At 47.7% G+C, this 26,329-nt stretch carries 18 protein-coding genes, 1 tRNA gene and 1 riboswitch; of the genes, 17 read left to right on the top strand and 2 right to left on the bottom strand.

Annotation, left to right across the window (positions count from 1 at the left end; genetic code table 11):
* The 13 genes from PKI34_09555 to PKI34_09495 form a co-directional block, all read left to right on the top strand.
* Positions 1–206, top strand: a 206-nt coding sequence (locus PKI34_09555; protein ID HNS18051.1) for a hypothetical protein, incomplete at its 5' end; no start/stop codon positions are given.
* Positions 199–1,545 (top strand): hypothetical protein, encoded by a 1,347-nt coding sequence (locus tag PKI34_09550; GenBank protein HNS18050.1) that lies wholly within the window; start codon positions 199–201, stop codon positions 1,543–1,545. The genes PKI34_09555 and PKI34_09550, both read left to right, overlap by 8 nt.
* A 3-nt stretch (positions 1,546–1,548) precedes the next feature.
* On the top strand, positions 1,549–2,436 hold the full coding sequence (locus PKI34_09545; GenBank protein HNS18049.1) for a hypothetical protein: 888 nt from the start codon (positions 1,549–1,551) through the stop codon (positions 2,434–2,436).
* Positions 2,414–2,707 (top strand): hypothetical protein, encoded by a 294-nt coding sequence (locus PKI34_09540; GenBank protein ID HNS18048.1) that lies wholly within the window; start codon positions 2,414–2,416, stop codon positions 2,705–2,707. The genes PKI34_09545 and PKI34_09540 overlap by 23 nt, the downstream gene beginning before the upstream one ends.
* Before the next feature lie 4 nt (positions 2,708–2,711).
* Positions 2,712–2,942, top strand: a complete 231-nt coding sequence (locus PKI34_09535) for a hypothetical protein (GenBank protein ID HNS18047.1) — start codon at positions 2,712–2,714, stop codon at positions 2,940–2,942.
* Between the two features lie 3 nt (positions 2,943–2,945).
* Entirely contained in the window at positions 2,946–3,776 is an 831-nt protein-coding gene (locus PKI34_09530) for a hypothetical protein (protein HNS18046.1), read from the top strand.
* An 8-nt stretch (positions 3,777–3,784) separates the two neighbouring features.
* Positions 3,785–4,282: a hypothetical protein gene (locus PKI34_09525; protein HNS18045.1), complete on the top strand. Its 498-nt coding sequence runs from the start codon at positions 3,785–3,787 to the stop codon at positions 4,280–4,282.
* Positions 4,282–4,671, top strand: coding sequence for a hypothetical protein (locus tag PKI34_09520; GenBank protein ID HNS18044.1), 390 nt, complete (start codon positions 4,282–4,284; stop codon positions 4,669–4,671). The genes PKI34_09525 and PKI34_09520 overlap by 1 nt, the downstream gene beginning before the upstream one ends.
* 45 nt (positions 4,672–4,716) lie before the next feature.
* A complete protein-coding gene (locus PKI34_09515; protein HNS18043.1) occupies positions 4,717–8,784 on the top strand; it encodes a phage tail tape measure protein in 4,068 nt (1,355 codons plus the stop codon).
* Positions 8,785–8,828: 44 nt separating this feature from the next.
* Positions 8,829–10,448: a hypothetical protein gene (locus PKI34_09510; GenBank protein HNS18042.1), complete on the top strand. Its 1,620-nt coding sequence runs from the start codon at positions 8,829–8,831 to the stop codon at positions 10,446–10,448.
* A 3-nt stretch (positions 10,449–10,451) separates the two neighbouring features.
* Positions 10,452–10,811, top strand: coding sequence for a hypothetical protein (locus PKI34_09505; GenBank protein ID HNS18041.1), 360 nt, complete (start codon positions 10,452–10,454; stop codon positions 10,809–10,811).
* Complete coding sequence (locus PKI34_09500; protein ID HNS18040.1) at positions 10,777–16,698, top strand: hypothetical protein; 5,922 nt, start codon at positions 10,777–10,779, stop codon at positions 16,696–16,698. Before PKI34_09505 ends, PKI34_09500 begins: the two co-directional genes overlap by 35 nt.
* 25 nt (positions 16,699–16,723) lie before the next feature.
* Positions 16,724–18,424, top strand: a complete 1,701-nt coding sequence (locus tag PKI34_09495) for a hypothetical protein (protein HNS18039.1) — start codon at positions 16,724–16,726, stop codon at positions 18,422–18,424.
* On the opposite strand, the gene PKI34_09490 is transcribed toward PKI34_09495, so the two are convergent.
* Both PKI34_09490 and PKI34_09485 read right to left on the bottom strand, forming a co-directional pair.
* Positions 18,421–19,578 (bottom strand): site-specific integrase, encoded by a 1,158-nt coding sequence (locus tag PKI34_09490; GenBank protein ID HNS18038.1) that lies wholly within the window; start codon positions 19,576–19,578, stop codon positions 18,421–18,423. The genes PKI34_09495 and PKI34_09490 overlap by 4 nt on opposite strands.
* A 74-nt stretch (positions 19,579–19,652) precedes the next feature.
* Positions 19,653–19,739 (bottom strand) — tRNA-Ser (locus tag PKI34_09485).
* Between the two features lie 210 nt (positions 19,740–19,949).
* On the opposite strand from PKI34_09485, the gene PKI34_09480 reads away from it, so the two are divergent.
* The 4 genes from PKI34_09480 (at position 19,950) to PKI34_09465 (ending at position 26,261) form a co-directional block, all read left to right on the top strand.
* Entirely contained in the window at positions 19,950–21,419 is a 1,470-nt protein-coding gene (locus tag PKI34_09480; GenBank protein HNS18037.1) for a GWxTD domain-containing protein, read from the top strand.
* 59 nt (positions 21,420–21,478) lie between these two features.
* Entirely contained in the window at positions 21,479–22,378 is a 900-nt protein-coding gene (locus PKI34_09475; GenBank protein ID HNS18036.1) for a lysophospholipid acyltransferase family protein, read from the top strand.
* Positions 22,379–22,513: 135 nt separating this feature from the next.
* Positions 22,514–23,530 carry a glycosyltransferase family 2 protein gene (locus PKI34_09470; GenBank protein HNS18035.1) on the top strand — a complete coding sequence of 339 codons (1,017 nt, stop codon included), beginning with the start codon at positions 22,514–22,516 and terminating at the stop codon, positions 23,528–23,530.
* Between the two features lie 166 nt (positions 23,531–23,696).
* A riboswitch (TPP riboswitch) is annotated at positions 23,697–23,793 on the top strand.
* 65 nt (positions 23,794–23,858) lie between these two features.
* A complete protein-coding gene (locus tag PKI34_09465) occupies positions 23,859–26,261 on the top strand; it encodes a TonB-dependent receptor (protein ID HNS18034.1) in 2,403 nt (800 codons plus the stop codon).
* Positions 26,262–26,329 lie beyond the last annotated feature (68 nt).

Genomic DNA, 26,329 nt, shown 5'->3' with positions numbered 1-26,329 from the left:
GTAAGGATAACCGTGGCCGTGGGCAGGAGTTCTCCCTGTCATTCATTAAATCCAATGGCCACATCGTGAAGGTTGAAAGAGCCATCTGTACCTCCTTTTATTCCAGGGGCCAGCGGTTCAATATCAGGATCCTGCCATCGGGTGAGATACGCCAGGTAAAGCTTTACAGCATCATAGAATTCAATCATGCCAGGGTCTATGTATGAGGACATCGTCATATTGCCCAATTTCACCGGGTACCTTCCGGGAGCCAGGGCCATCATCACCTTTACCGACAATGTCAGTTTGTATTCCATAGAGAGCCAGCCTATGCCATTTTCCAAGAATGGTAGGCAGTACCGCGGCATTGTTCCCTGGGGCCAGAATAACCTGTTGCCTGAAGAAGTCCTGGAGATCGTATATCGCAATCCGGTGATGACCACCGGTTTGCTGTTCAATATCCAGGTGAGTTATGGACAGGGCATCCAGCCTTTCCGGTATGTTGTGGAAAACAACATCCGAAAGGTTCAGCCCGTCTATGAGTGTAAAGAGATCAACACCTTTTTTGAAGAGAACAACATCAACGGTTACCTGCTGGAGCAGATGACCGATCTGAACTTTTTCTACAATGTTTTTCCTGAGATCATCCTAAACCGTGATGTTCCGGAAAAACGCAAGATCATCAGCTTAAACCACAAGGAAGCCTGCTTCTCCCGCTGGGACTCGATGAATCCGTCGACGGGTGAGATCGAATATCACTTTTACTCTGCCGAGTGGAGCAAAGGTCATCGTGAAGATACCGTTGCTGTCACACCGGTACTCTCGGCATCCCATCCCATCCAGGATCTCAAGAACCGCATTGCCCGCGGGGAAAAACGCTTCCGCTACATCATCCCGGTGAATTTCCCCACACCGGGCAAGACCTATTACCAGAAACCCTACTGGTACTCGATCATCGAATCCGGCTGGGCGGACTTCGCCTCTCAGATACTCACCTTTAAAAAGGCATTGCTTGCCAACCAGATGTCCATCAAGTACCATGTGCAGCTGGCCGATAATTACTTTGAGGAAATCTTCGCCAGGGAAGGCATCACCGATGATAAGCGACGCAAGGAACGGGTGCGCAAGGAGTATAAATCCATCAATGATTTTCTATCGGGTGAAGCCAAAGCAGGCAAGAGTGTCATTTCTTATGTCAAGCAGACCATGGATGGCAAAGAGTTTCCCAGGATGAAGATCACCGCCCTGGAAAATCATTTCAAGGGTGGGGAATATATCGAAGATACCGAAGAGGTGAGCAACATCATGAGCTATGGCCTGGGCGTGCACCCCTCGTTGATCGGTGCTTCGCCAGGCAAGAACAAAGGTTCGTTTTCCGGTACTGACAAGCGCGAGCTTTTTATCATCAAGCAGGCTCTGCTCAAGCCTGTCCGGGATATGATCCTCCGTCCCTTTTACCTGATCAAGGCCATCAACCGCTGGCCCGAGGACATCCAGTTCGGGATCCCCGACCTGGTGTTGACCACCCTGGACGAGAACACAGGAAGTGAACGCAAAATAAGCTAACTAATGGAAGATACCCTTTTCACCGGCATGGAGGATATCCAAAAGTACGTGGCCGTGAGCCTGACATCGTCCGAGGATGTGATCCATCCCTATCTGAAGCAGGCCACCTCCAAGTACCTGGTTCCCATCTTAGGTCAGGACACCATTGAAGTGTTCCAACAGGTGGTCCATGGATCCTCATCGGGTGAGGAGCCGGAGCTCATGGATGCCATCTACCTGACCAAGCTGGCTATTGCCCGCTTTGCCTATTATCTGGCTATCTCCATGCTGAATGTACATATCGGTGATGCAGGGATCATGGTGGCATCCACCTCGAACCTGGCACCGGCCTCCAAGCACCGTACCGACGAACTGAAGGCCGATCTGCTGGCAAGCGGCTGGGATGCGGTCAATCTGTTGTTAAAGCACCTGGACCGTTACAAGGATGAGCTTGCTGATCTTTTCACCGAGGAGCTCTCGGCGATGTACTCGCTGTTTGTTACCAATGCCGATGAGTACAACCGGTTTGTGAACATCGAGCACTCTTTTTTGAGGTTCTACAACCTTCGCCAAGCGATTGAGCGGGCCGAGTTGCTGCATTTGATGCCAGTGTTGTCCCAGGAGCTCTATGACGAGCTCAAAGCCCAGGTGCGCCAGGGCGAGGTCTCCGGGGTCAACCAGCAGCTGTTGCTTCCCATAAAGGCTTTTGTGTGCTATAAAAGCGCCCAGCAGGAGATCGATCCCAGTTACGGCGCCTATGCCGATCATGCCCTGGCATACCTGAAGCGCTATCTGGATGATCACCTTGGAGATTATCCGCTGTATGCCAATAGCTCGGTGTATGATCCCAGCAAGACATCCTACTGTGTTTTTGAAAACGATGATGAGCATGGCTTTTTTGTTTTTCAGTGATCCCAACATGCAGTACCTCTCTGAGATCCTTTTGTCCGCCATCGTATTCACGATGGTGGCCAATGCCGGGGTGCTGGTGGCTTTTTATTTCAACACCAAGTACCAGCTGCGCAAACACGATAAGGACATTGAATGCCTGATGCAGGAACTCAAGCAAAAAGCCGATACCGTCTCCCTGGATGACCTGAAACGTGACCTGAACCAGAAGTTTGCCTGTATTGACGACAAACTCAACAACATATACGACCATTTAATTAACCATAAATACTAATACCATGGAAGCAATCTGGCAATTCATTACCGGCCATTTAGCCGAGCTGATTTTTGGCCTTCTGGCATTTGCTGAAATCATCGTTCGTCTTACCCCGACTAAAAAGGACGATTCGATCCTGAATTTCATCATAACCATCATTGACGCTCTTTTCCCAAATAGGAAAAAGAACGGTGGTAAATTTAAGCTCACCAGCCAGGTAAAAGAAACGAATCAGCCTAAAGACATGTTCTAGCCGATGACCATTCGTATTGAGGGAGAGTCTTACCGGATTCCTGACTCCTGGAACTCTTTGTCCGGGGATCAGTACGCTGTGCTTTGCTCTCTGATAGGAACCTACAAGGATCCCCAGGCCATCAGGGTCAATTTCCTTTTCTATCTGCTGGGATTAAAGGTGGATCCTTTCAATCCTTCAAATAAGGGGTGTTTTTTGCATCACAGGGGTAAGCTGATATTCCTGGATTCGGAAACAATCGCTGAGATGTGCCAGGGTCTGGATTTTCTCTTCACCCAGGATTCCGGTCAGCGGGTGCTGAATCCGGATCTATGCACCAACCATTTTAAAAGGATCACCGCTCATAGAAAAAAGCTCATCGGCCCTGAGGATCGGATGGTGAATGTCCGCCTGGGTGAGTTCATTCATGCCGATTCCCTGTATCACCACTTTATCTCCACCTGGGATCCAGCCGTGCTGAATAAATTCCTGGCATGTCTCTGGAGGGAGAAAGATCCTCAAATCACGGAAGATTCTCCTTTGTACAAAGGCGATCTCCGGATTGCGTTTAACCCTTACACTCTTGAAAGCCAAGGCGGCACTGTGTCTTTCTTGGGTGAGCAGGTTAAAATGGGATGCTTTCTGTTCTACGCAGGCTCAAGGAATTATATCTCCCGAAGGTTTCCCAATCTTTTTTCTTCGCATTCATCCTCGTATTCTCCGGATGCGTACATGTCGCTGTGCTATGATCTTTGCAACAGCGATGTTTCAAAGATCAACCTGATTCTGGACTCCTATGTCTATGACGTATTCATGTTCCTGGAAAACTCAATCAAAAACAAGAATAAATCCTGATTCAATCCATGTATGACCATGTAAACTATTTCCGGATGATAGCCGGTACGCTCAAGGAGTTTGTCCACACACCCCATGAAACCGTGTTTCACCGCATCCGCTCCATCGCCTCGATGGAAGAATTTTTGTTTTCTTCCAGGATTGTAAAAAAAATACCGCACCTGCTGGTCATGGATCGGGTGGACTGCCGCCTTCAGGATGCCCTGAGCGACAATCGGCTCATCAAGTCCTTTTACAGCTTTTATATCGTGGCTCACGCCCCGATGGATGATTTCGATACGATTGAAACGGCTAATCAATCGGTGAAATCCATCCTTCATAAAATCCTGTCAAAGTTAATCCATGACAAGCAGCATTACATCGGTGGCATGGAGCTGCTGGATGCGGATTCCATCGTGTATGGTTCCATTGGTCCCATCGGTGATAATTTCATCGGTGTGGAGTGCAGCTTCACCATCACTGAAAAAATACCCCTGATGTTTAATGTATCTGACTGGTGCATCTGATGGAAAACACCGATCTGAAATTAACCGCCCAAGCCTGGGCGGACATTGTGATCAAAAACTGGCTATCCAAGATAGAGCGGCTGAGAATCAATTATTCCTACCAGCTTTCCGATAGTTTTGTTCATCACGTCCTGGCTAATGCCGGTGGCGACATACAGCGCATTGAATTTGCATTTGCCTTCTATGGCCGAATGGTGGATATGGGAGTGGGCAAGGGAGTCAAAATTTCCCTGGTCAAAGAACGTCATTATGAAGGATTCCGCAGAAGGCCCAAGCCGTGGTACTCGGTGACGTTGTATGCGGAAGTGAAAAAACTGCGGGAAATCCTTCAAACCAAATATGCCATCAAGGCTGCCACAACCACCGTTGAGATCCTCTTAGGTGGATAGGCGATGTCCTTTCATTTACGACGGCTTTGGTGAAATTTTGGTCCCATGAGTGCAATCAATGAGACCGCACGGGTACGTGTGGAGCTGGACGGACAGCAGGCCGGTCAGGCCCTGGCAAAGCTTAAAGAAAAGGCAAACCAGCTTACCGTGGAGCTTCATGAGCTCCGCCAGGCCAACGATCTGGTCAACTATAACAAGAAACAAAAGGAGCTCCGGGGCATCGAGTCCCAGATGCGATCCTATCAGAAAGCAGTGATGGATACCACCCAGGTGCTGCGCAACTTAAATGGTGCCAGCCTGAAAGACCTTCAGATGGCCAAGCGGGAACTCACCGCACAGATACGGTCCCTGAACCGTGCTTCGGCTGATGAGCTGGTACTGTACAAGAAAAAGCAGGCCGATTTAAAGGCCGTCAATGCAGAGATCAACCGGGTGAACTCCTCGATGTATGCCCAGCAGGGTTTTCTCACGCGTACAGCCGAAGGCTTTAACCGGTATTTTGGCATGATCTCCACGGTCACGGCAGCCCTGGCAGGACTGTATATGTCCATGCGGAAGATGCTCACATTGTCCAGGGATTATGAAAAATCACTGGACGGGCTCTCTGCTGCCACGGGTCTGGCAGGGGAAGACCTGGAATGGCTTTCAGCGGAAGCGAAATCCATGTCCACCCAGACCGTGGAAGGTTCCATTCGCATCACTCGCAGCGCTGCCGATATCCTGGAAGCTTACAAACTGCTGGCCAGCGCCAAGCCTGAGCTGATGGAGGTCAAGGAGGACCTGGCCTCCGTCACCCGCGAAACGCTGATTTTGGCTGAAGCATCCGAGATGGACCTGGAAAAGGCCGTGCTGTCCATGACCACGATCATGAACCAGTATGGCGCCGGTGCTGACCAGGCGCGAAAGTATATCAATGCGTTGGCTGCAGGAAGCAAATACGGAGCCGCCTTCATCCCTCAGATCGCAGCCTCCCTCAAAGAGTTTGGCGTGAATGCCGCCACGGCCAACATCTCGGTGGAGCAATCCGTAGGATTGATCGAAACCCTGGCAGAGAAAGGATTGATGGAATCCCGTGCCGGGATCATGCTGCGTAATGTGCTGAGCAAACTCGAGCAGCAATCCGATGAGTTGCGCCCCTCGATCGTCGGATTGGAAAAAGCACTGGAGAACCTGGATGCCCGTCATCTGTCGGTTGCAGAAAGGGTTAAAATGTTCGGAGAGCGCAACCAGGTAGCAGCCGAGATTCTTACTCAGAACATCGATAAAGTAAAATATTTCAGCCAGGTGGTCACCGGCACCAATGCCGCTATAGAGCAGGCTACGATCAATACGGATAATGCTTCTTCTGCCATTGAACAGGCGCGCAACAGGCTCAGTCTGATGGCCATGGACCTGGGTCAGAAAATACAACCCTATGTAGCCAAATCCATTAATTCCTTTGCTAACCTGGTTAAAATCCTGGCTAACCTGCCGGAATTTTTCCAGAAGAATAAAACCGCCATCCTGTCGGTTTCAGCAGCCATGCTGGTACTATTGGGCAACAAGATCAAGACGGCAGCCGTCATCATCACTCAAAACCTCTTGCTCAAGGAAGGCATTGGCTTACGAATCAAGGATGCCGTTGCCCTGAAAGCTGCTATCCTTCAGGAAGAATACCTGGCCTTTGCCAAGGCAAAGGGAACCAAGGCAACCAACGTGGCTACCATGGCCACGTTTGCTTTTAATAAGGCGCTGGCAGCCAACCCAATCGGTGTGGTGGTCACAGCCATCGCGGCCCTGGTAGGTGCCATAAAGCTTTATGACACCTACAGTGCCCAGTCCGTGCGGCTGGAGAAAGAAAAGGCTCAAGCGCTTAACCGTGTTACAGATGCCAATGAAAAGCTATCGGAGTCTTATGATCGCCAGGCGGAAGCCATCGGAGAATTTACCAAGCTGTCCATTGAGCAGCGCAATGCGCTGGTGGATCAGGTCGGCAAAACCCTGGAACTGGCCGAGGCAGAGCTGATCTTAATGCAAACCAAACGCCAGGCGATTGCCCAGGATAATTTCCGGTTGAATACCTGGCAGAAGTTTGTCTCGCTTCTTTTAGGCAGCAATGCAGCCACGTATGAAGCAGTCAAATCCGTGGAGAATTCCACCCGGGCCACCCAGGAGCTGGATACAGGACTAGAGGCTCTGATGGGAAAGATATCCCAGCTGCGAGAGCAGAAATTATCACTGGATGATATTGTCCATGCGGAAGCCAATGCCGATGCTATTTTGGGTGAGACCCTGGCCAATATAGAGGAAAAAATACGCCTGTACCAGGTTGCCTTAAAGAATGCCGCTTATCAAAGCGAGGACTTTTACCGTATCCTTGCCAAGATCAAGGATGCGGAAAAGATACAGGCCTCCCTGCAGGTGGAGATCACCACCGATGCAGAAGGATCCACCGGTGAGAGGATTCAGCAGGTGACCGACCAGGTGCAGCAAGCCATTGATTCATTCCAGCAGGAAGCTTACCTTGGTACACTCTCGGCCAACGAGCGTGAGCTCGAGGCGATTCGCCAGAAGTATGACAAGTATATTGTCATGGCCCGGGATAACCAGGAGCAAATCAAAGCGCTGGAAGATTTGCGCGATGAGGAGCTGGATCAAAAGGCCAAAGAGCAGCTGGCTCAATCCCAGGTGAGGAACCAGAATTTACTGGATAAAAGGGATGAATTCCTGACCTCGCTGCACCAGAAAACCATGGATGATCGCTCCCGTGAATTGCTGGAGAATCAAAACCACTGGAATGCAATCAAAAGCCAGCTGGAGATGTTCCACACCCAGGGTGTGATCAAGGATCAGCAGTACTGGGCTGCTCTTATGAACATCACCCGCCTGGGACGCGAGGATCAACAAAAGATCCATGAACAGTACAACCAGAAGGAAGTCCAGGCCAATCAGGCTAAAAACAAAGCCATCAACCAGGCCAACCATGAGGCCCTGATGGGTACCTTGTCGCTGCTGAGCAATGTGTTTGGAAACATTCAGTCGCTGCTGGATGAACAAAGCGAGGAGTTTCGTGCGCTGGCCGTGTTTCAGGCCACCATCGACACGTTCGCCGCTGCTGTAGCAGCTTACAAATCAACGGCAGAGATACCCATCGTAGGTTCGGTGCTCGCCCCGATAGCAGCTGCCGCTGCCGTGGCTTTCGGTGTGGCTAAAATCGCCAAAATCGAATCCCAGTCCTATCAGGTGGGTGGCTATACCGGTGAGGGTTCCCACCAGCAGGTTGCTGGTGTAGTTCATAAAAACGAATATGTGGTTCCCGCGCACCTCATGCAGCATCCCCTGGTAAAATCCTATGTTGAGCAGATAGAAGAGCTGCGCAATCAAAAAGGCTATCAAGACGGAGGGCATGTCCAGGATGGTTCCTACCAGATATCCGCCTCCATGATCAAGGATCCCCACGTAAATCGCGCCCGAAAGATCATTGATCTTGTGGGGCAAAATCCCGCCACAGGCGATGATGCCTTTGTTTTGGATGCTTTCCTTGGGATGCAGACCATGATTGGCAATCTTCAGCAAGGTTTCATCACTACCGATCAGCTGATCCGTAAGCGTAATGAACTACTGAAGGATGCCACAGGGGATACAGAGCAAATCTATGATGAATTCAGCGAAAAAATCGCTCGTTCAGAATCCGTCCAGGAGCATATCCAACAGGTTGTGCAACGGCGTGATGAGCAAGTTATCAATACTTTGACTTACCTGAAGGATTATACAGCTGTGGATGACTTCACCGATTCCACGTTGCCAGATAATACTTACACCTCGCAACGAGTGGAAGGGTCATCCTCAAGACAGCTGCAGCCCCTTTTACCTTACCAGGTCAACACCCGGGCAATGATGGGGATCAATGTGCCCATGGCAAAGAACGCTCTTGAGCCTTCCATCCCGCAGCCTGTGGTCGATATACCTGCATTCCCCCGGTATCCGGAACCAAAGACTCCCAAGGAGCTTACCGAAATGCTCGGCAAGCTGTTGAAAAAGCTGGATGATCCCATCCAGGCCAATGTTTCCTGGTGGGACATTAAAAAGAAAAACGATGAATATGATAAGATCCGCAAAGCCATAGGCGTGTAAGAGGTGTCCTTTTTATTCAATGCTTTTAGTTGAAGTTTTGCCCTATGATTGCCATCTACAAAACTCCACCCAAAGTATCCTTCTGCAACAATCCCATCGTATTTGGCGTGTCCACCAACAACATGTACGCCACCGACGGAGTGACCGCCAAACTCATATTGAGCCTCTCGGATCTGGATACCACCGTGGGGCATGGCTTTACGCTTACGTTCAATAATCTTTCCCTGGCATTCACCCTGGCATCCTTACCCGATGAATCAGGGCTCCAGCTGATCGTGGCCTCTGGTCAGATCACCCTGCAAGAGTGGGGTGCTCTATTGGTAGAAGGCCTTCGCAGCAATTTTCACCTGGTGTCCAACTTTCGCATTTCCGGTAGCTACCAGGGAAATTACCTGATCACCCTGGAGTCCATTGATCCTTCGGCGGATTACTCCCTGAGTGTTTCGGACATCACTATCTCCACCTTATCCATTGAATCCAACCGGCAGGGTGTGACACCGCAGATGCGGGAAAATTTCAAGATCATTGGACGCGTCTACCTGGTGACGACATCAGGTCAGCTGGAATTTTTGGCCCAGGATCAGATTACCCCGGATTCCACGGGAAAAGCCCTTTTTGATTTTGCCCAGTACCTGCTGGTGAAAGTTGTGGATACTGCCCGCTTTTTGTTTCCGCAGACGGTCACCGATTTCATCTTTGACCGCTCGGATCAGATCAAACGCTTTGTGGTGCAGTTCTGCGAGAGTTATACCGGCGTTTACCACCGGCTGCACATTACCTGGTCCACCGATACCTATGTCACGGTGGGAGGCATTGATTTTTCACAGATGGCCAAATTCATCCAGGAAGGATCCTCTTATTTTGATATGCTTCAATACAACAAGGATTTCCTCACCTGGAGGCCACAGAGCAAGAAAATATGGATACGCCAGCCGGAGATGCTGCATTTTTTGGTGTGGTACAACGATACTTCCTGGCTGGCCATGAAAATTAAAATCACCTATACGGATGGTTCAACGCATACTTTCACCAAGTATACGTATTCACCTGTCTACAAATACGATATAGTGGAAGTGGTATGCACCTACGCCAAGCTGGATCTGATCTCCTTGCCGCAGTCCCAGGGCAAAACCATCTACAAATATGAAATCTGGCTAGTGGATGATAATGTTCAGGTATCCCGGACCATGGAGTTTGTTCTGGATCGTACGCTGTATCCCAACCAGCGCTTTTTCATCTTCCGCAATTCATTGGGAGGGTACGATAGCGTCCGCTGTACGGGTGAAACCATCAAAGAGACCGAGGTGAACCGCCTTACAGTGGAGAGGATCACCCAGGATTTCTCGGTGATGGATCCTCCCCGCAGGCAGATTTTTGCAAAAGAGATGCAAAAATACTCGGCCACGACCGGGTTCATCACCAAGCTGGAATCAGAATACCTGAGGGATTTTTTCCTGTCCAATGAAATCTATGAGTTCATTGAAAACCGTCTGTATCCAGTACTGGTGCTATCCACATCCCTGAAGGTGCATAAGGACAATGATTATTTGTATTACCGTGAATTTGAATATGCCCGGGCGTATGAGGATGTAAACTATGCCCATGATGAAAACATTTACACCTCGAAAAATTTCAACCAGAGTTTTAACTCCAGTTACTTGTAAACCATGGCCGTGAAATCATGGAACGATCTTAAATCGTATGTGCAGCAGTATTTCCTTGAAAACTACGATGAGGAAATTACTGCTGAGCAGCTCAGAGTCATATTGATTGACCTGATCGATACGATTTCCATGTACCTGTCTTCCAATGAAGGACAGATCCGGAAAGGAGCGGCCAATGTGCTCACCAGCGGATCGCAGATTGTCTTTGATACACCGTTTTCTGATACCAGCTATGTTGTCATCGGCAACTGCTTTACCTTGAACAACCTGGTACTTCACTCGGAGTATGATTTCACCACCACGGGATTTAAAGTCAAACCAGCCATCAATGGGAGGTATAAATATGTCGCATTTCCGGTTTAAAATTTTTCTTCTCATCCTTTTGATTCCCCACCTGGTCATGGCTCAGTCATTGACCGGAGACCGGGTGAATGTGGATACGCTATCGGCAAAAATCCCATCAGGATTGGATACCATGCAACTGGTGTCCAATGCGGATTTCAGTAAGGCAGCCCGCTTCCGAACGGTTGTGCTACTGGATACCGTTGCCACGGATACCAGCCGCTATGTCCTGATGTGGGACAATGCCTCAGGAAAGATCATCAAATGCGATACAGCGTTCTTCCGCTCACTGGATATGGAATCCTTCCAGAAGCTCCCGGATACATCCTTCTGGGATGCCACCCGATTTTGGACACTGGGTCAGATATCCGATAGCATTGCAGGATTTTTAATCAGCGAGGTGGATGGATCCCTGACCAACGAAGGATGGCTGGATGTGGTGCAGGCAGGTGTCAATTCCAGTGCGATCACAAGTAATACCCAGGGATCCCCTCAGATTTACATCAAAGGGGGTGCAAATGTGACGGTCACCGAATCAGCCGATACGATCATACTTGCATCTGCCGGTGGAGAGAACTACTGGACATGGATAAATTCTACCACCGATACTGTGTATAATAACAAAACCGGAGTATTGTTCCTGGCTACTGACCTGATCACGGATAATACCCTCCGTACGGAAGGCAATACTGTACTTGGCAGAAATGCAGGTGGATCGTTCACCCACTCATCCGCTTTGCAGGGATGGTACAATACCTTGCTGGGCAATAATGCCGGAAGCGTGATCAGCAGCGGTTATGAAAATACAGCCATTGGATACAATGCCCTAGATGCCGCCACGACAGGTTATCAAAACGTGGCCATTGGTAACAATGTGATGACTGCAGGCAGCGGTGTTTATCGAAACGTAGGCATTGGGTACAATGCCCTCTCCGGAGCCTCGTATTCTTCGAATAACAACGTTGCCATCGGTTATGCGGCCATGGATGCCGCAACAACCTCTGATAACTCCGTTGCCATTGGCTCAAATGCCCTGGGAGCCAATCAATCGGCTGACTACTGTATTGCGATAGGCACCAATGCACTTTCCACGTTGACCTTGTCAACCAACGACAGTTATAATATTGCCATCGGGTACAACGCAGGGGCAAGTTTGGATTATCAGAACAATGTGCTGATCGGTCATGAAGCAGGCCGGTACCTGGGACAATGCCAGGAAAATGTTGCCCTGGGCAAGAATGCCCTGTTTGGAAATACCTCAGGAGTTTATAATTCTTCCATGAATGTCGCTGTTGGAAACAATGCAGGGTATTCCATTTCCGGAGGAGCCATGGGCAACACGATCCTTGGCACTGCTGCAGGGTCATATCTTACCACAGGAGACAATAATGTCGTCATCGGCAACTATACCGGATCCGGTGCAGGCTCTTTAGGACTGACAACACAAAACAGCCAGTTATGGATTGATGCTTCTTCGACTGCCACACCCTTGATCAAAGGTGATTTCTACATGGATACCGTGAGAATAAATGGTGCTCTGAGCATCCGCGATGTTACGGTAAGCATTGAGAAATATTTCCTTGTACTGGATTCGGCAACAAACCGAATCTGTAAAATGGATACCACCGGATGGAGAGGTTCTACCGGGGGGACAGGCGTGAATTATTGGACACTGGATAATGATACCCTGGAAAACAACACTGGCATTGTTTTGCATTTTAATGATGATGTATTTTCTGACCGCTGGCTTCACCAGCAGAACAATACCGCTTATGGCATAGGGGCTTTCGGTGATTCAGCTCTGGCCCACTCCTCTGGCATTGAAGGATATTACAATACGGCTGTTGGAAACAATTCCTTATATCTACTCACAACAGGAGCCCAGAATAGCGCATTGGGTTATCTGACCCTTTATTCCAATACCACAGGCATAGGAAATGCAGCTCTGGGTTATAGAACATTGTACTCAAATTCAGCGGGAAACTATAATACTGGATTCGGGAACAATGCCCTTTATGCAAATACAACAGGAAATAACAATGTGGCCCTCGGCACCGGGGCTTTGCGCCTGTTGACAGAAGGGGATGGAAATGTGGCTATAGGTAAAATGGCTGGATACTCTGTTTCAACAGGCGACTATAATGTTTTCATTGGCAACGACGCCGGTTGGAACGAAACAGGTTCAAACCAGCTTTATATTGAAAACAGCAGTTCATCGCAGCCTTTGATCAAAGGGGATTTCAGCGCAGATTCACTCCGGATCAACGGTTCTTTATCCATTCGGGACGTTACCGCATCCATTGAAAAATATTTTCTTGTAATGGATTCTGCCACACACCGAATTTATGCCATGGATACTGCAGGCTGGGGTGGCAGCGGTGGCGGTGTAACGGGTGACAATCTGGGCAATCATAATGCTACTGAAGACCTGATCCTGAAGAATTACGATATCAAAAACGTAGATTCGCTTTACGCCTCCAATATTTATTCGGTAAGTGGAGATTATGAATCTGCAATTGAAGCGGTATCCTCCTCATCAAGACCTACAGCCATTCTTAAAAAGACAGCCACGTACGGTTATGGAGTTTTGAATCCATTGCAGCTGCAAGCATACGGAACATCATCCACCGGTGATGGAATCGGTGCCAGTATCGAATTCCTGGCAAAGGATGATGCCCAGAATTATGTACTTATGGGCGATTATCAGGTTTTAATGCCGGAAAATGGAAATGAAAACGAAACTTCTAAAATGGTGTGGCAAACCATGAAAGCAGGTGGAAGCTTGACGGAAGAAATGATCTTAACCAGCGATAGTCTGACGGTTAATGGCGGATTAAGAGTCACTGGCTCAACACTCCGGTTTGCCGGCATCCCCAGCGCAGAATATCCGACCGTATTAATGTATAACCCTGCGACAAAACTTGTCAGCTATTATGACACAACAGGATTGGGAGGCAGCGGAGCCGGAGGGGATATGTTTAAATCAACCTATGATACGGATAGTGATGCTATCGTTGATAATTCCGAGAAAGTCAATAATTCCCTTTCAAACGGATTCGGGGTGACGGCCTTATCGTTCAATGGTTCTTCAGCTAAAGCAATCACCATTGACACCACTGCGCTTAAAACGGTTTTTGACAGTGGGGGGGATATGTTTAAAGCAACCTATGATACAGATAATGACAATACGGTTGACAATGCAGAAAAAGTCAGCGGTGCGCTGACCAATGGCTATGGCGTCATGACCCTTACCTATGACGGGTCATCCACCAGATCTATCGTCATTGATACAACAACATTGAAAAATGTTTTTGATGGGGGCAGCGGTGGAGATATGTATAAATCAACCTATGATACGGATAACGATGGCGTGGTGGATAATTCTGAAAAAGTTCAGAATATCCTTTCCAACGGCTATGGAGTGATGACGCTTTCCTATGATGGGTCTTCCGCCAAAGCTATTGTGATTGACACCGCTGCGCTGAAAAATGTTTTCGGAGGTACCGGTGGTGGAGATGTTTATAAGGTTGGAACACCTGTGAATAATCAGGTTGGGGTATGGACAGGCGACGGCACCCTGGAAGGGGACGGCGATTTGTTGTTTGATGGCACTAAGCTGACCACCGGAAAATTGAACATCAGCACAGCGGCAGCCGGTTCATCGGACTATGATAAGTTCCTGGTGCTGGATGTATCCGGCAGTGAAGTGAAAACCAGGACCGGCTCACAGGTATTGTCTGACATAGGGGCTGAAGCAGCCCTGACAAAAGGAACCCTGACAGAAAATGTCACCGGTCTGCAGTTTGACAATACCCGCCAGGTGATCGGCGGGGCCACAACACTGAGTCTGACATCCGGCTATGTCATACCAACCACCACCCAGGAATCCAACTGGAATCAAGCGTACAGCTGGGGCAATCATGCACTGGCCGGGTACCTGATCGCTGAGACAGATCCACAGGTTGGGATCATCACCACCAATTATCTTTCAAAATGGGATGGTTCCAGCCTTGTCTCCAGCAACATTCTGGATCACCCCAGCTATGTCCGTATTGAGGACTCTTTGAAAGTCACAAAACTCAGGGCTAATGAGACATCCAGGCTGGTCATGTGGAACGCATCCACAGGGGAATTCAGCTATGTGGATACTGCCGCTTACCGGGACGGTGGCGGTGGCAGCATCCAGGAAATCGATCCCATCTGGATCAGCGATTCCACAGACTATATGCATCATTCGGATACAACCACCAGGGTTGCATCCCGAAAATGGGTGCAAGACCAGGGATATCTGACAGAACTGGAAACCGAAAATGATCCCATCTGGATCAGCGATTCAACAGATTATTTGCATCATTCGGATACAACCACCAGGGTTGCATCCCGAAAATGGGTTCTGGACCAGGGATACCTGACAGAACTGGGAGCCGAAACTGATCCCATCTGGATCAGCGATTCCACAGACTATTTGCATCATTCAGATACTACCACCAAGGTTGCATCCCGAAAATGGGTGCAGGACCAGGGATACTTAACAGAGCTTGGGGCCGAAACTGATCCTGTTTGGATCAGTGATTCCACCGATTATTTACATCATTCAGATACAACCTCCAAGGTTGCATCCCGCAAATGGGTGCAGGACCAGGGATACCTGACAGAGCTTGGAGCCGAAATTGATCCTGTTTGGATCAGTGATTCCACAGACTATTTGCATCATTCAGATACAACCTCCAAGGTTGCATCCAGAAAATGGGTGCTTGATCAGGGATTTCTTCTGGAACCACCCCAAGAAAAAGATCCGGTCTGGGTGAATGATTCATCTGACTACCTTCATCATTCGGATACATTAACCAAGGTGGCTTCCAGAAAGTGGGTTGCAGACCAGGCATATATCAATAAGGAAGAAGATCCCCAGGTGGGATCGTCTAACACGACAAACTATCTTTCCAAGTGGGATGGATCGGCCTTGAATGCAAGTGAAGTTTACGATGACGGCAGCTATGTCAGGATCCCGGATGCTTTAAAAATTGGTGCAGGGGCACCCAGCACACAACTGGATGTGGATGGAAGTGCCGCAATTGATGGCACCCTTTCGGTGAATAACATCAAATTGACCAATGCCAGTGCCGGAACATCGCTGGTAGCACTGGTGCTGGATGGTGGCCAGAATGTCGATCTCAATACCTTATCCGATGATTTGGCAGCTATTGAAGATTCTTCCAAATGGAGCAAAAGCGGCAGTTATGTGTTCCAGAAGACCCTGACAGATTATGTGGGGATTGGCACCAATGCTCCATCAGGACTCTTTCACGTTTATGGCAACATGTACATTGGCAAAACAGCCGGCAATCCTATAAAACCCAGGATCATCAACAATGAGGTTCCAACAACATGGATTGAATTTGGTCCGGGAGAGGTTTCAATCAGTCCTTCATGCTATATCCATGGTGATCTGATCGTTACAAACGATTTCACCACGGATGAAATCAATACCGATGTCATTGTGGAAAATACCTCCGGTGATGGTGTTATTGTAAAAGACTGGGGAGGTAGTTCAATTGCATCCTTTACCTCAATGGGTACCGTGTTTAACAGACCTACACGAGTGCCTATACAGGTATTGTCCAATCAAACATCAGTAGTTACCCCGTATTGGGGTACATCGGTTTATGTGATTGACGCGGATGCAAACATTGATGTATGGTGCAATAATGCCATCATCGGAGCCGGTCAGCTGCTGACCATCATCAGCGACAATGCCGATGATCAGTCTTATACCATCACCCTGAAGGATTATGGAGCAGGTTCGGTGATAACCACCATTCCCATTGATCCTTCCTTTGATACAAAAGCGGTGACGCTATTGTATACAGGATCCAAATGGGTTGTTTACTCTACCGGAAATGATTAGTGATCATTCATAATCCTATCCACTCATGTTCTCTCTCTGGGTCAACGGTGAATTTCTGCAGCTTAAACATCAGTCATTGTCTGTTGTGTTGTCATCGCCCATTTTCATGGGACAGGAAACAATGAATCACAGCCTGCCGTTTGAAGTACCCAATACACCAGTCAATCAAAAGATACTGAGTTATCCCGCATCTTATTTTTACTATAAGCTTCCTGAGGATAACCGGTTTGATTTCCGATTGTATTATTCCGGCGCTTTGCTTTTTACCGGAATATTAAAGGTCATCGGTACTTCATTTTCTTCTCTGGAGCTGGTACTGATCCTATCCAATACAAGCCTGCTTAACCAGGTCAGAGAGAAATACCTATCTGAAATTGATCTGGGTGGCAACCGGGACATGGGTGCCTGGTATGTCACCCTGCTGGAAACGATCGAAAAATCGTTTCCGCAGGTGGACTTCAACGCCTTTCCTGTGGAAGATGAGAAATTCTTCGATGGAACCGAGTTTCAGACCTATTACCGTGAACATTTTAATTGCGTCAACTTCTATACAACTGCCTACGGATTTTATCACCTGAATTCACCCATTGTCCCGTTTCCATATCTTGGATATGTCTACTGCCAGATATTCAAATCCCATGGCTTTGAGTTTATTGACAATGTATTTCTGAAAGACACTGACTTGTCCAGGCTGGTCATTTTCAACACCCATTGCATAAATTCCTCTTTTGACAACAGCCAGTTACTGCTGGATCCTCCTTCAGTCTTTAATCTGTGCAATAATGTCCCTCATATCAAGGTCTCCGACTTTTTAAATGAAATGGCTAACCTGGGGATCATCTTTTTCATCGATCCCCAGACATCCAAAGTCACCACACGAACCATTGACCAGGTATTCAAGGATTCAACCTGTCTTGACTTCAATCTGATGATTGCCTCCGAAAGTATCTCCCTAGAGTTTGAGACTAAAAAAGGATTTGCGTTTTCCTTCTCCGGTGATGGTTCAGATGAGTATACATCTAGTAAAGTTCAGGATATTTCATCCTTTCATTACAGGGGAACGGTGCAGTCATATGAAGACTTGCCCATGGATGACAACCAGGTCAATGACTGTTATTTCTGTTATGAAGACAATACGTTTTATGTCTGGAGCTTTCGTGAAAATTTCAATGAAAACCGCTGGTGGAATTGTGGCAGCGGTCTGAGTCCACACTACCAGGGTAACAGGGAATTTGCCATTGATGCTGCCAATGGTTCCCTGGCCATGGAATGGGGTAGCACTTCCCCGGACAGGATAGCAACCTGGATGGTGCCTAAAACAGAACAGGCAGGAAACTGCCGAAGCTATCCTGACTTTCAATCCAATACCTTTTCGCTTAGGTTGCTTTTGTACCATGGCATGAAGAAAGATAACTGGATGGATGATTATCCGTTTGGATCATCCTCAAATTTTGATTACTATGGAAATCAATGTGGAAACCTGTCCATATCCTGGCATGGCCAGTGGGGTTTCTACGAAAAATACTGGAAAGAATTTCTCTTCTGGTACCTGGGCGGTGTCCGGATTTTCAAATTCAAAGCCTATGGACACATTGGGGATATAAAGTCGCTTGACCTGTCTCGGAAATACCGGTACAACAATCTGATTTTTTTCATTAAAACAGTGAAGATCAATTTTGATGAGTCCAGCCAGGTATCCTTTGAATTTGAAACCTTGCTGCTTTAGAAAGCCTTTGATTTATGTTTGATCTGCTCGATACCCTCGGGACGGGCATGCTTGGAATAAATGGTGGTCATGTCCAGCGAGGAGTGATCCGCCTGGTGACGGACATATTCTGCCGAGATGCCGTCCTCAAGCATCTGGATAATGCCGCTGTCACGAAGGGAATAAAACTTAATGTTCATGGGCAGGCTCAGATCCTTGCGGAGTTTTTCCCATCGTTTGGCAATCTTGCGGCTGTCAATCTTTACCTTGCCGGGCAAGAAACCTTCAGAGAAAAGATAATAATCCTTATCCAGATGTTCCAGGTTCATCTTGCGGATCATTTCCACCATATAGTCCGGCATGGTGCCGATACGGTCGGAATTATTTTTGGCCGATTGAGCCGGGATGAAGATTGTCTGTCTCTCCATGTCAATGTCCTTAATCTTGATTCCTGTCATTTCTTTGGGACGGATCAGCACATGAAAAGCCATCAGGCACATGATCAAATAGGGGTAATCATCCTTTTCAAGGTATTCTTTGATCCGCACCCGGGTCTCCTCATCAATGATGTCCCGGTTTTTCTGCTTCTCCTTTTTCTTGGTAAGATCCTTGAAAGGATTGTGGTTGGTGTAATTCCTTTCAATTAGCCAGTTCCAGAACAGCCGGTAAAAGATCAGGTAGTTGTTGTAGGTTTTTTCGCTGACGTTGTCCCGGTTGTAAATGCTTTCTAAAAGTTCAACCGCGTAATATTTATTAAACGCCAGTATGTTAATATCTTTTTGGTTGGTGGTGTCCAACCAATCCTGCAAACTACCAATAAAAGACTTGTAGGACCGGAAACCATCCGGGCGCATCTCCTTTTTTTTCTCTGCCAAAAAAGTTTCTGAAGCCTGTGAGAGCTTGTAAAATGCTTTGGGTGCATGCTCTTCCAAGAAGGGATTCCATCCCTCGGCCAGTTTCCGGTTGATCTTAACCACCAGTTGCTGGGCAATGCGGCGGCGTTCAAGCTTGTTTTTGATCCGGTTGAACTTCACCCGCTTGCGGCGGAGCCTCTGAGAGTAAGGATCCAGAGCATAAAAGAATACATACCATTCTTTGCCTTCCACCAGTCGGGCAGGAATATAATCCGGCAGAGTTACTGGACTTTTTCTAAGTTTTTTATTCTCTATACTCATGTCCCGATCTTGTCCCGTTTTTTCTGCTAAAAAATCCCGGAAGCTTGGTAATTCAGCGCCTCCGGGGTATCTCGCGGAGAAAGAGGGATTCGAACCCCCGGTCCCGTCGCCAGGACAACGGTTTTCAAGACCGCCGCATTAGACCGCTCTGCCATTTCTCCGGTGCAAAGATAGCGATTTACCGACATTGCACCGCTATGCGACGCTCAACGGTCCAATATTTTCACTGCCAAATGGTGATACAGCCCGCAGCAGTCTGCACAGAGGAAAAGGACAGACCGTATACTTCAAAGGATATGCCTTTAACTTGTTCATGGTTGACTGCTCATCCTTTTAAGACTATCTTTGTTCAACTTTATTCCTTTACTCCGATGAAAACGCTGAATCGCTATTTCGTTACCGGCCTTCTTCTGGCCGTGATGGCACCGGCCCTCTCCCAGAACATAAAAGCCTATCTGTACTACAACTCCTTCTATTCTCCGGAGACCGGCCCCTACCTGGAAACTTATCTGTCGGTGGCTGCACAAAGCATCCGCTTTTTGCCAATCGACAATGGCTACTACCAGGGAGCTGTGAACATTACGATGCTGTTCAAGCTAAATGACCAGGTGGTCGAATTTAAGAAATACGACCTGCTTAGCCCTGAAATTACGGATACAACAAAATCTCAGTTCAATTTCATCGACCAGCAGCGGTTCGCCCTGCCAGATGGCACTTACGACTTCGAGCTGATGATCGCCGATAAAAACAAGGATTTACCCCCCGTTGTCATCTCACGCCCTGTCATTATTCACTATCCCCCCGACACGGTTACCATTTCCGGCATTGAACTCGTCGAGTCGTTTTCCACCTCCAACAGTCCGAATGTCCTTGCGAAAAGCGGTTACGACCTGGTACCGTACGTTAGCAATTACTTCCCGGAAACGATGAATCGCCTGACCTTTTACGCTGAGGCCTATCATACCGAAAAAGTGCTCGGAACAGCCGATAAATTTATGGTTACCTGTTCGATTGAATCCTTTGAAACGGAAACACCCATCGCTGAATTTACCAGGATCAAAAGAGAAGATACCCGACCTGTCAATGTCATTTTTAATGAATTTGACATCTCCCGCCTTCCGACGGGTAACTATAATCTTGTCATTGAACTCAGGAACAAACAAAACGAACTGCTGGCTTCGAACCAGCTGTTTTTCCAGCGCAGCAACCCGAATATGCAAATCAATGTAGCTGACATTGCCGGCATTAACCTGGAAAATACTTTCGTTAAGAATATCGCCCGGCGCGATACACTGGCTGAATATGTCCGCATGCTTTCGCCCATATCCACCCAGGTCGAGAAAAGCTTCGCCCAGTCGCTGGTAAAAACAGCCGACCTGGAAACACTTCAGAAATATTTTCTGAACTTCTGGATGATCCGTGACAACTTCAATCCGGAACTGGCCTGGAAAATTTACAGGGAAGAAGTTGATAAGGCTGACGCTTCCTTTAGGACAAGGACAAAGAAGGGATACGAAACTGACCGGGGAAGAGTGTATCTGCAGTATGGCTCTCCTAATGCGATTTCCGAAAGTTATTATGAGCCCAATGCGTATCCCTACGAAATCTGGCACTACTACCAGCTTAAAAATCAACGTAATAAAAAATTCGTTTTCTACTCCCGCGAAATTTCGACCAATGATTTTGAATTGATCCATTCAGACGCCATTGGTGAACTGGCGAACTATCAATGGCAATTCCTGATCCACGAGCGTGGTAATGCTCCCCACGGCCTCGACCAGGACCAGATGGAAGATCACTGGGGGAGCAAAATAGACGATTATTTTGACAATCCCCGCTGATCACTTTGCACGGCGTCTCTTTTTCGCGTATTTTTGACCTCTGAAACCTATGATTAGGTATGGCCATCCTTTATTTCATTTTCAGGATCATTGCCCGATTCGTTTCCTGGCTGCCGTTTCCGCTATTGTATATGTTTTCGGATGTTCTCTACCTGAAATTATATTACGTTTTCCGCTATAGGAAAAAAGTCGTATTCTCCAACCTCAGAAATGCCTTCCCTGAAAAATCAGAATCGGAGATCAGGCAGATTGCACGAAAATTTTACAGGCACCTGGCTGATGTTGTACTGGAGGTCATGAAACTTGGTTCCATGAGCGGCGATCAACTGGTCAGCAGGCTGCATTTCAAAAATCCAGCCATCATCGATGAGATCCTGGATTCGGGACAGAGCATGATCATGGCCATCGGCCATATAGGTAACTGGGAATGGATGCCGATCGGTTTTCAGCGCATTTATCCCTTACACGGCTTTGCCGTGGTCAAACCCTTATCTGATAAATTTTTCGACGACTACTACCACAAAATACGGAGTCGCTTGATGATTCATTCTAAGGTCATATCCTTCAAACATATTTATCGTGCCCTTGTCAGGAACCGCAATGAACAGACCCTTACCATGCTGGCTTCCGATCAGACACCCCATAAAGATGAGATCCACTACTGGACCAATTTTTTGAATCAGGAAACGGCCTTTTTTCTGGGTCTGGAAAAAATGGCCGTCAGCCTGAACCTGGCTGTTATCTTTATGGATGTTCAGCAAACCAGGAGAGGATTTTATGAGATGGAAGTGACCAAAATAACAGATACCCCGGCGGAAACACAGCCGAATGAGATCATTGAACGCTATGTTCAGCTCCTGGAAGGATCCATCCGAAGTAACCCCTATAACTGGCTCTGGTCACACAGGAGATGGAAGTATAAGCGAGAGGAGAGAGGAGAGAGGAGAGAGGAGATATAAAAAATTAAGGATTAAAGAATGAGACCAAAGATTTGAATAACTGAAGTTGGCTGATGAATTATGGAAAATGGATGAGGTGTTGGAGGATTGAGGGAAACTGTGTATTTTTAACTCTGCAAATAATTCATTGATCTTTTGATACGGATTGCGGTCGTCATATTGAATTGGAATGGGGAAAAGTTCCTGAGAGAGTTTTTTCCCCAGGTCGTCAGCTGCTCCCCGCCTGATACGGAAATCATCGTTGCAGACAATGGATCAACCGATGGATCATTAGGGTATATCCGTAAAATGTTCCCAGGGGTAAGAATAATTGACAACGAACGAAATACCGGATTTGCTTCCGGCTATAACCTGGCATTGAAACACGTGGATTCCGATTATTATATCTTACTGAACAACGACATACTGGTAACGCCAAACTGGATACCACCGGTAATACGCCTGATGGAGAGTGATCCCACTATCGCTGCCTGCCAGCCTAAAATACGATCGTTCAGTGAACGGAATAAATTCGAGTATGCCGGAGCAGCAGGAGGATTCATTGACCGCCTCGGGTATCCGTTTTGCCAGGGCAGAATCTTCCAATCCCTCGAGGAAGATCACGGCCAGTATGATGATCAAAAAGAGATCTTCTGGGCCACTGGAGCCTGCATGTTCATCAAGGCCGAACTTTTTCACAGGTTTGGCGGCTTTGATGATGATTTTTTTGCCCATATGGAAGAGATTGACCTTTGCTGGCGGTTAAAAAATTTGAATTACAGGATCATGTACTGCCCCGAATCCACGGTTTACCACGTGGGTGGGGGAAGTCTTCCCAAGAGATCATCCTTCAAGACCTACCTGAACATCCGAAATAACATCATCATGCTCTATAAAAACCTGCCGGATCCCAGGAGAAGGCGGGTTTTGGCCATCCGGTTCTTCATGGATATCCTGGCTTCCTTTAAATTTCTGATCGATGGGGGATTTAAGGATTTCTGGGCTGTTTTCAAAGCCTATGCAGCGTTCTATTCAACCATGAAGCAATCCAGAAAGAAACGATCAGCCCTGATCCAGTCGCGAAGCTCTCAGATATACAAAGGCTATGTTGTCTTTGATCATTACCTCAGGCGGAAGAAAAAGTTTTCGCAGCTTGACAGGGGCTTCACCTGATCAACATAAGAAACGGCAATGAACAACTCACCTGCCCATCTTTTTACCGGTGATTTCCTGAAGGCAGTGAAGGATTACCGCTGGCTGGTGAAAAATTTTCATCCGTATTTTCCACATCTGCGTCTCCTGATTGCATAAAAAGATCGTATCTTTGCATTGTTATCCAGTTGGATAGCAGGGGTGCCCAAAAGTACGGGCTGAGATCATACCCTTTGAACCTGATCCGGGTAGTTCCGGCGTAGGGATGTTACTGACAATAATTGGTTTTACGGCTCCCCTCAATAAATCAGCGTCAACTGTTTGATGCCGCTATTTGATTCAACAGGCCATGAAAAAATTGAATTTTCTGATCGCATTGCTTTTAATCTGCACAGGCTACACCAGCGCACAATGGTCTGTCATCGGCCGTGTCACCGACGCCCAAACGGGCACAGCCCTCACCGGCGCCAATATCCTCATCAGGAATACTTTCCTGGGAACCACCTCCGGTCCTGACGGAACCTTTCATCTGAGTAATCTTCAACAGGGAATTTATGAAGTGGAAGTTTCCTTTGTCGGTTTTGAAAATTACACACGGGAACTGTCGCTGACCTCGGATATTGAAATCGATATTCGTATGGTAAGAACATCGCTCATGCAGGAGGAAGTCCAGATCCAGTCGACAAGGATTGCCCAGGGCGTACCCGGGACGTACAGGAACGTTACGCAGGAGATGATCGGGCGAATGAATATCGGGAAGGATATCCCGTTCCTGTTAAGTTCAACTCCTTCGCTGACAACAACCTCCGACGCGGGTAATGATATCGGCTATTCGGGCCTGAGGATCCGCGGGACGGATATTACGCGCATCAACGTGACCATCAATGGAGTCCCCTATAATGATCCGGAATCCCATAATGTATACTGGGTCGACATTCCCGATCTTGCATCTTCGCTGGACAATGTGCAGATTCAGCGTGGCGTAGGTACATCCACCAATGGAGCGGCCACTTTTGGAGCCAGCATCAATTTCAAAACGCAATCCATCGAAACCGAACCCTATGCCAGGATCGAATCTTCCTATGGCAGCTTCAACAGCTTGAAAAATAAAATCTCCCTCGGTTCAGGCCTGATCAACGACAGGTGGACGTTTGATGGACGACTGTCAAGGATCTCATCCGATGGTTATATTGACCGGGCATCATCAGAATTGTATTCCTACTACCTTTCAGGTGCCTATTTTGATGCAAAAAGCATCCTCAAACTGGCTGTTTTTTCAGGCAATGAACAAACCTATCACGCCTGGGAGGGCGTTCCCTATGATTCGCTGACGACCAACCGCACCTATAATCCCGCCGGCGAATATGTGGGCGATGACGGCACGGTTCACTATTATGATAACCAGATCGATAAATACCGTCAGGATCATTATCAGCTGTTGTTTACCCGCGAATTCGGGAAATCTACCATTTTTAACGCCGCTTTGTTCTATGTCAGGGGTAAGGGCTATTATGAGAACTATAAGACGGACCAGAAGCTGGAAGACTACGGGGACGGGATTTTCAAGCCGGATACGGCCGTTCTTCGCTCTGATCTGATTCGTCAGAAATGGCTCGATAATCACTTTGCAGGCATTACGTTCAGCACACTTTACCACCCTTCAGGCAAGCTCCAGCTGACCGGCGGGGGTGCCTACAACCGCTACCGGGGTGATCACTATGGCTATGTACTCTGGGCAAGGGATGCCGTTGTGGTGGATAAGGACAGGCCGTGGTATGAAAACACCGGAGAAAAATCCGATTTTAACCTCTATGTCAAGGGCGATTATTTTCTCCATAAATCCCTGCGACTGTTTGCTGATGTTCAATACAGGGAAATCCATTACAAAATTGAAGGAACACACGATAACCTGCAGGAGGTTGATCTTGGGCCTGTTTTCCATTTCGTTAATCCAAAGCTGGGAATTCACTATGCGATCACCGATCAGCACAGCCTGTATGGATTCTGGGGAATGGCCAACAGGGAACCCAGCCGGAGAAATTACCTGGATGCCGATGAAGGGTATCAGCCACGTCACGAAACCCTTCACGATTATGAACTGGGCTATGCTTTTCATTCAGGGAATGTTGAACTGAATGTCAACGCTTATTACATGGATTACAACGACCAGCTTGTTCTGACGGGTGAGATCAATAACGTCGGAGATCCCATCATGGTGAACGTACCGCGAAGTTACCGGACAGGTCTTGAAACCGGCATCGTAATCAAGATCCTGAAGAACCTGACGCTGGATGCCAATCTCGGCCTCAGCCGTAACAAAATACTGGATTTTACGGAGTATGTGGATAACTGGGATACGTGGACCCAGGAAGCGAATTACCTGGGTCTGGCCGATCTCTCCTTCTCCCCTGCCCTGATCTTCAACAACCTGATCACCTATAAACCGGTGAAGGGCCTGACGGTAAACCTGATATCGAAATATGTTAGCAGGCAATATATTGACAATACTGAAAGTGATTCCCGCAAGCTGGATCCGTATTTTGTGAATCATCTGTTGATCGATTACTCCATTCAGACCAAAATCATTGATGAGATCGGGATCAACCTTATGATCAACAATCTTTTCAATGCCAGGTATGAAACCGACGCCTGGGTGTACCGTTATGTCTATGAAGATCAGGATCTTATGATGAACGGTTATTTCCCGCAGGCAACCCTGAATTTCATGGCCGGTGTTCGTTTCAATTTTTAATCGTTTTACCGGTATGGGCAAATTCCCCGGGGCTTGCCCTGGGATTTGCACCTTTGATTATCTTTGTG

The organism is Bacteroidales bacterium (assembly GCA_035342335.1).
Taxonomy (GTDB): Bacteria; Bacteroidota; Bacteroidia; order Bacteroidales; family JAGONC01; genus JAGONC01.
This window is presented reverse-complemented; position numbering and strand designations above follow the sequence as displayed.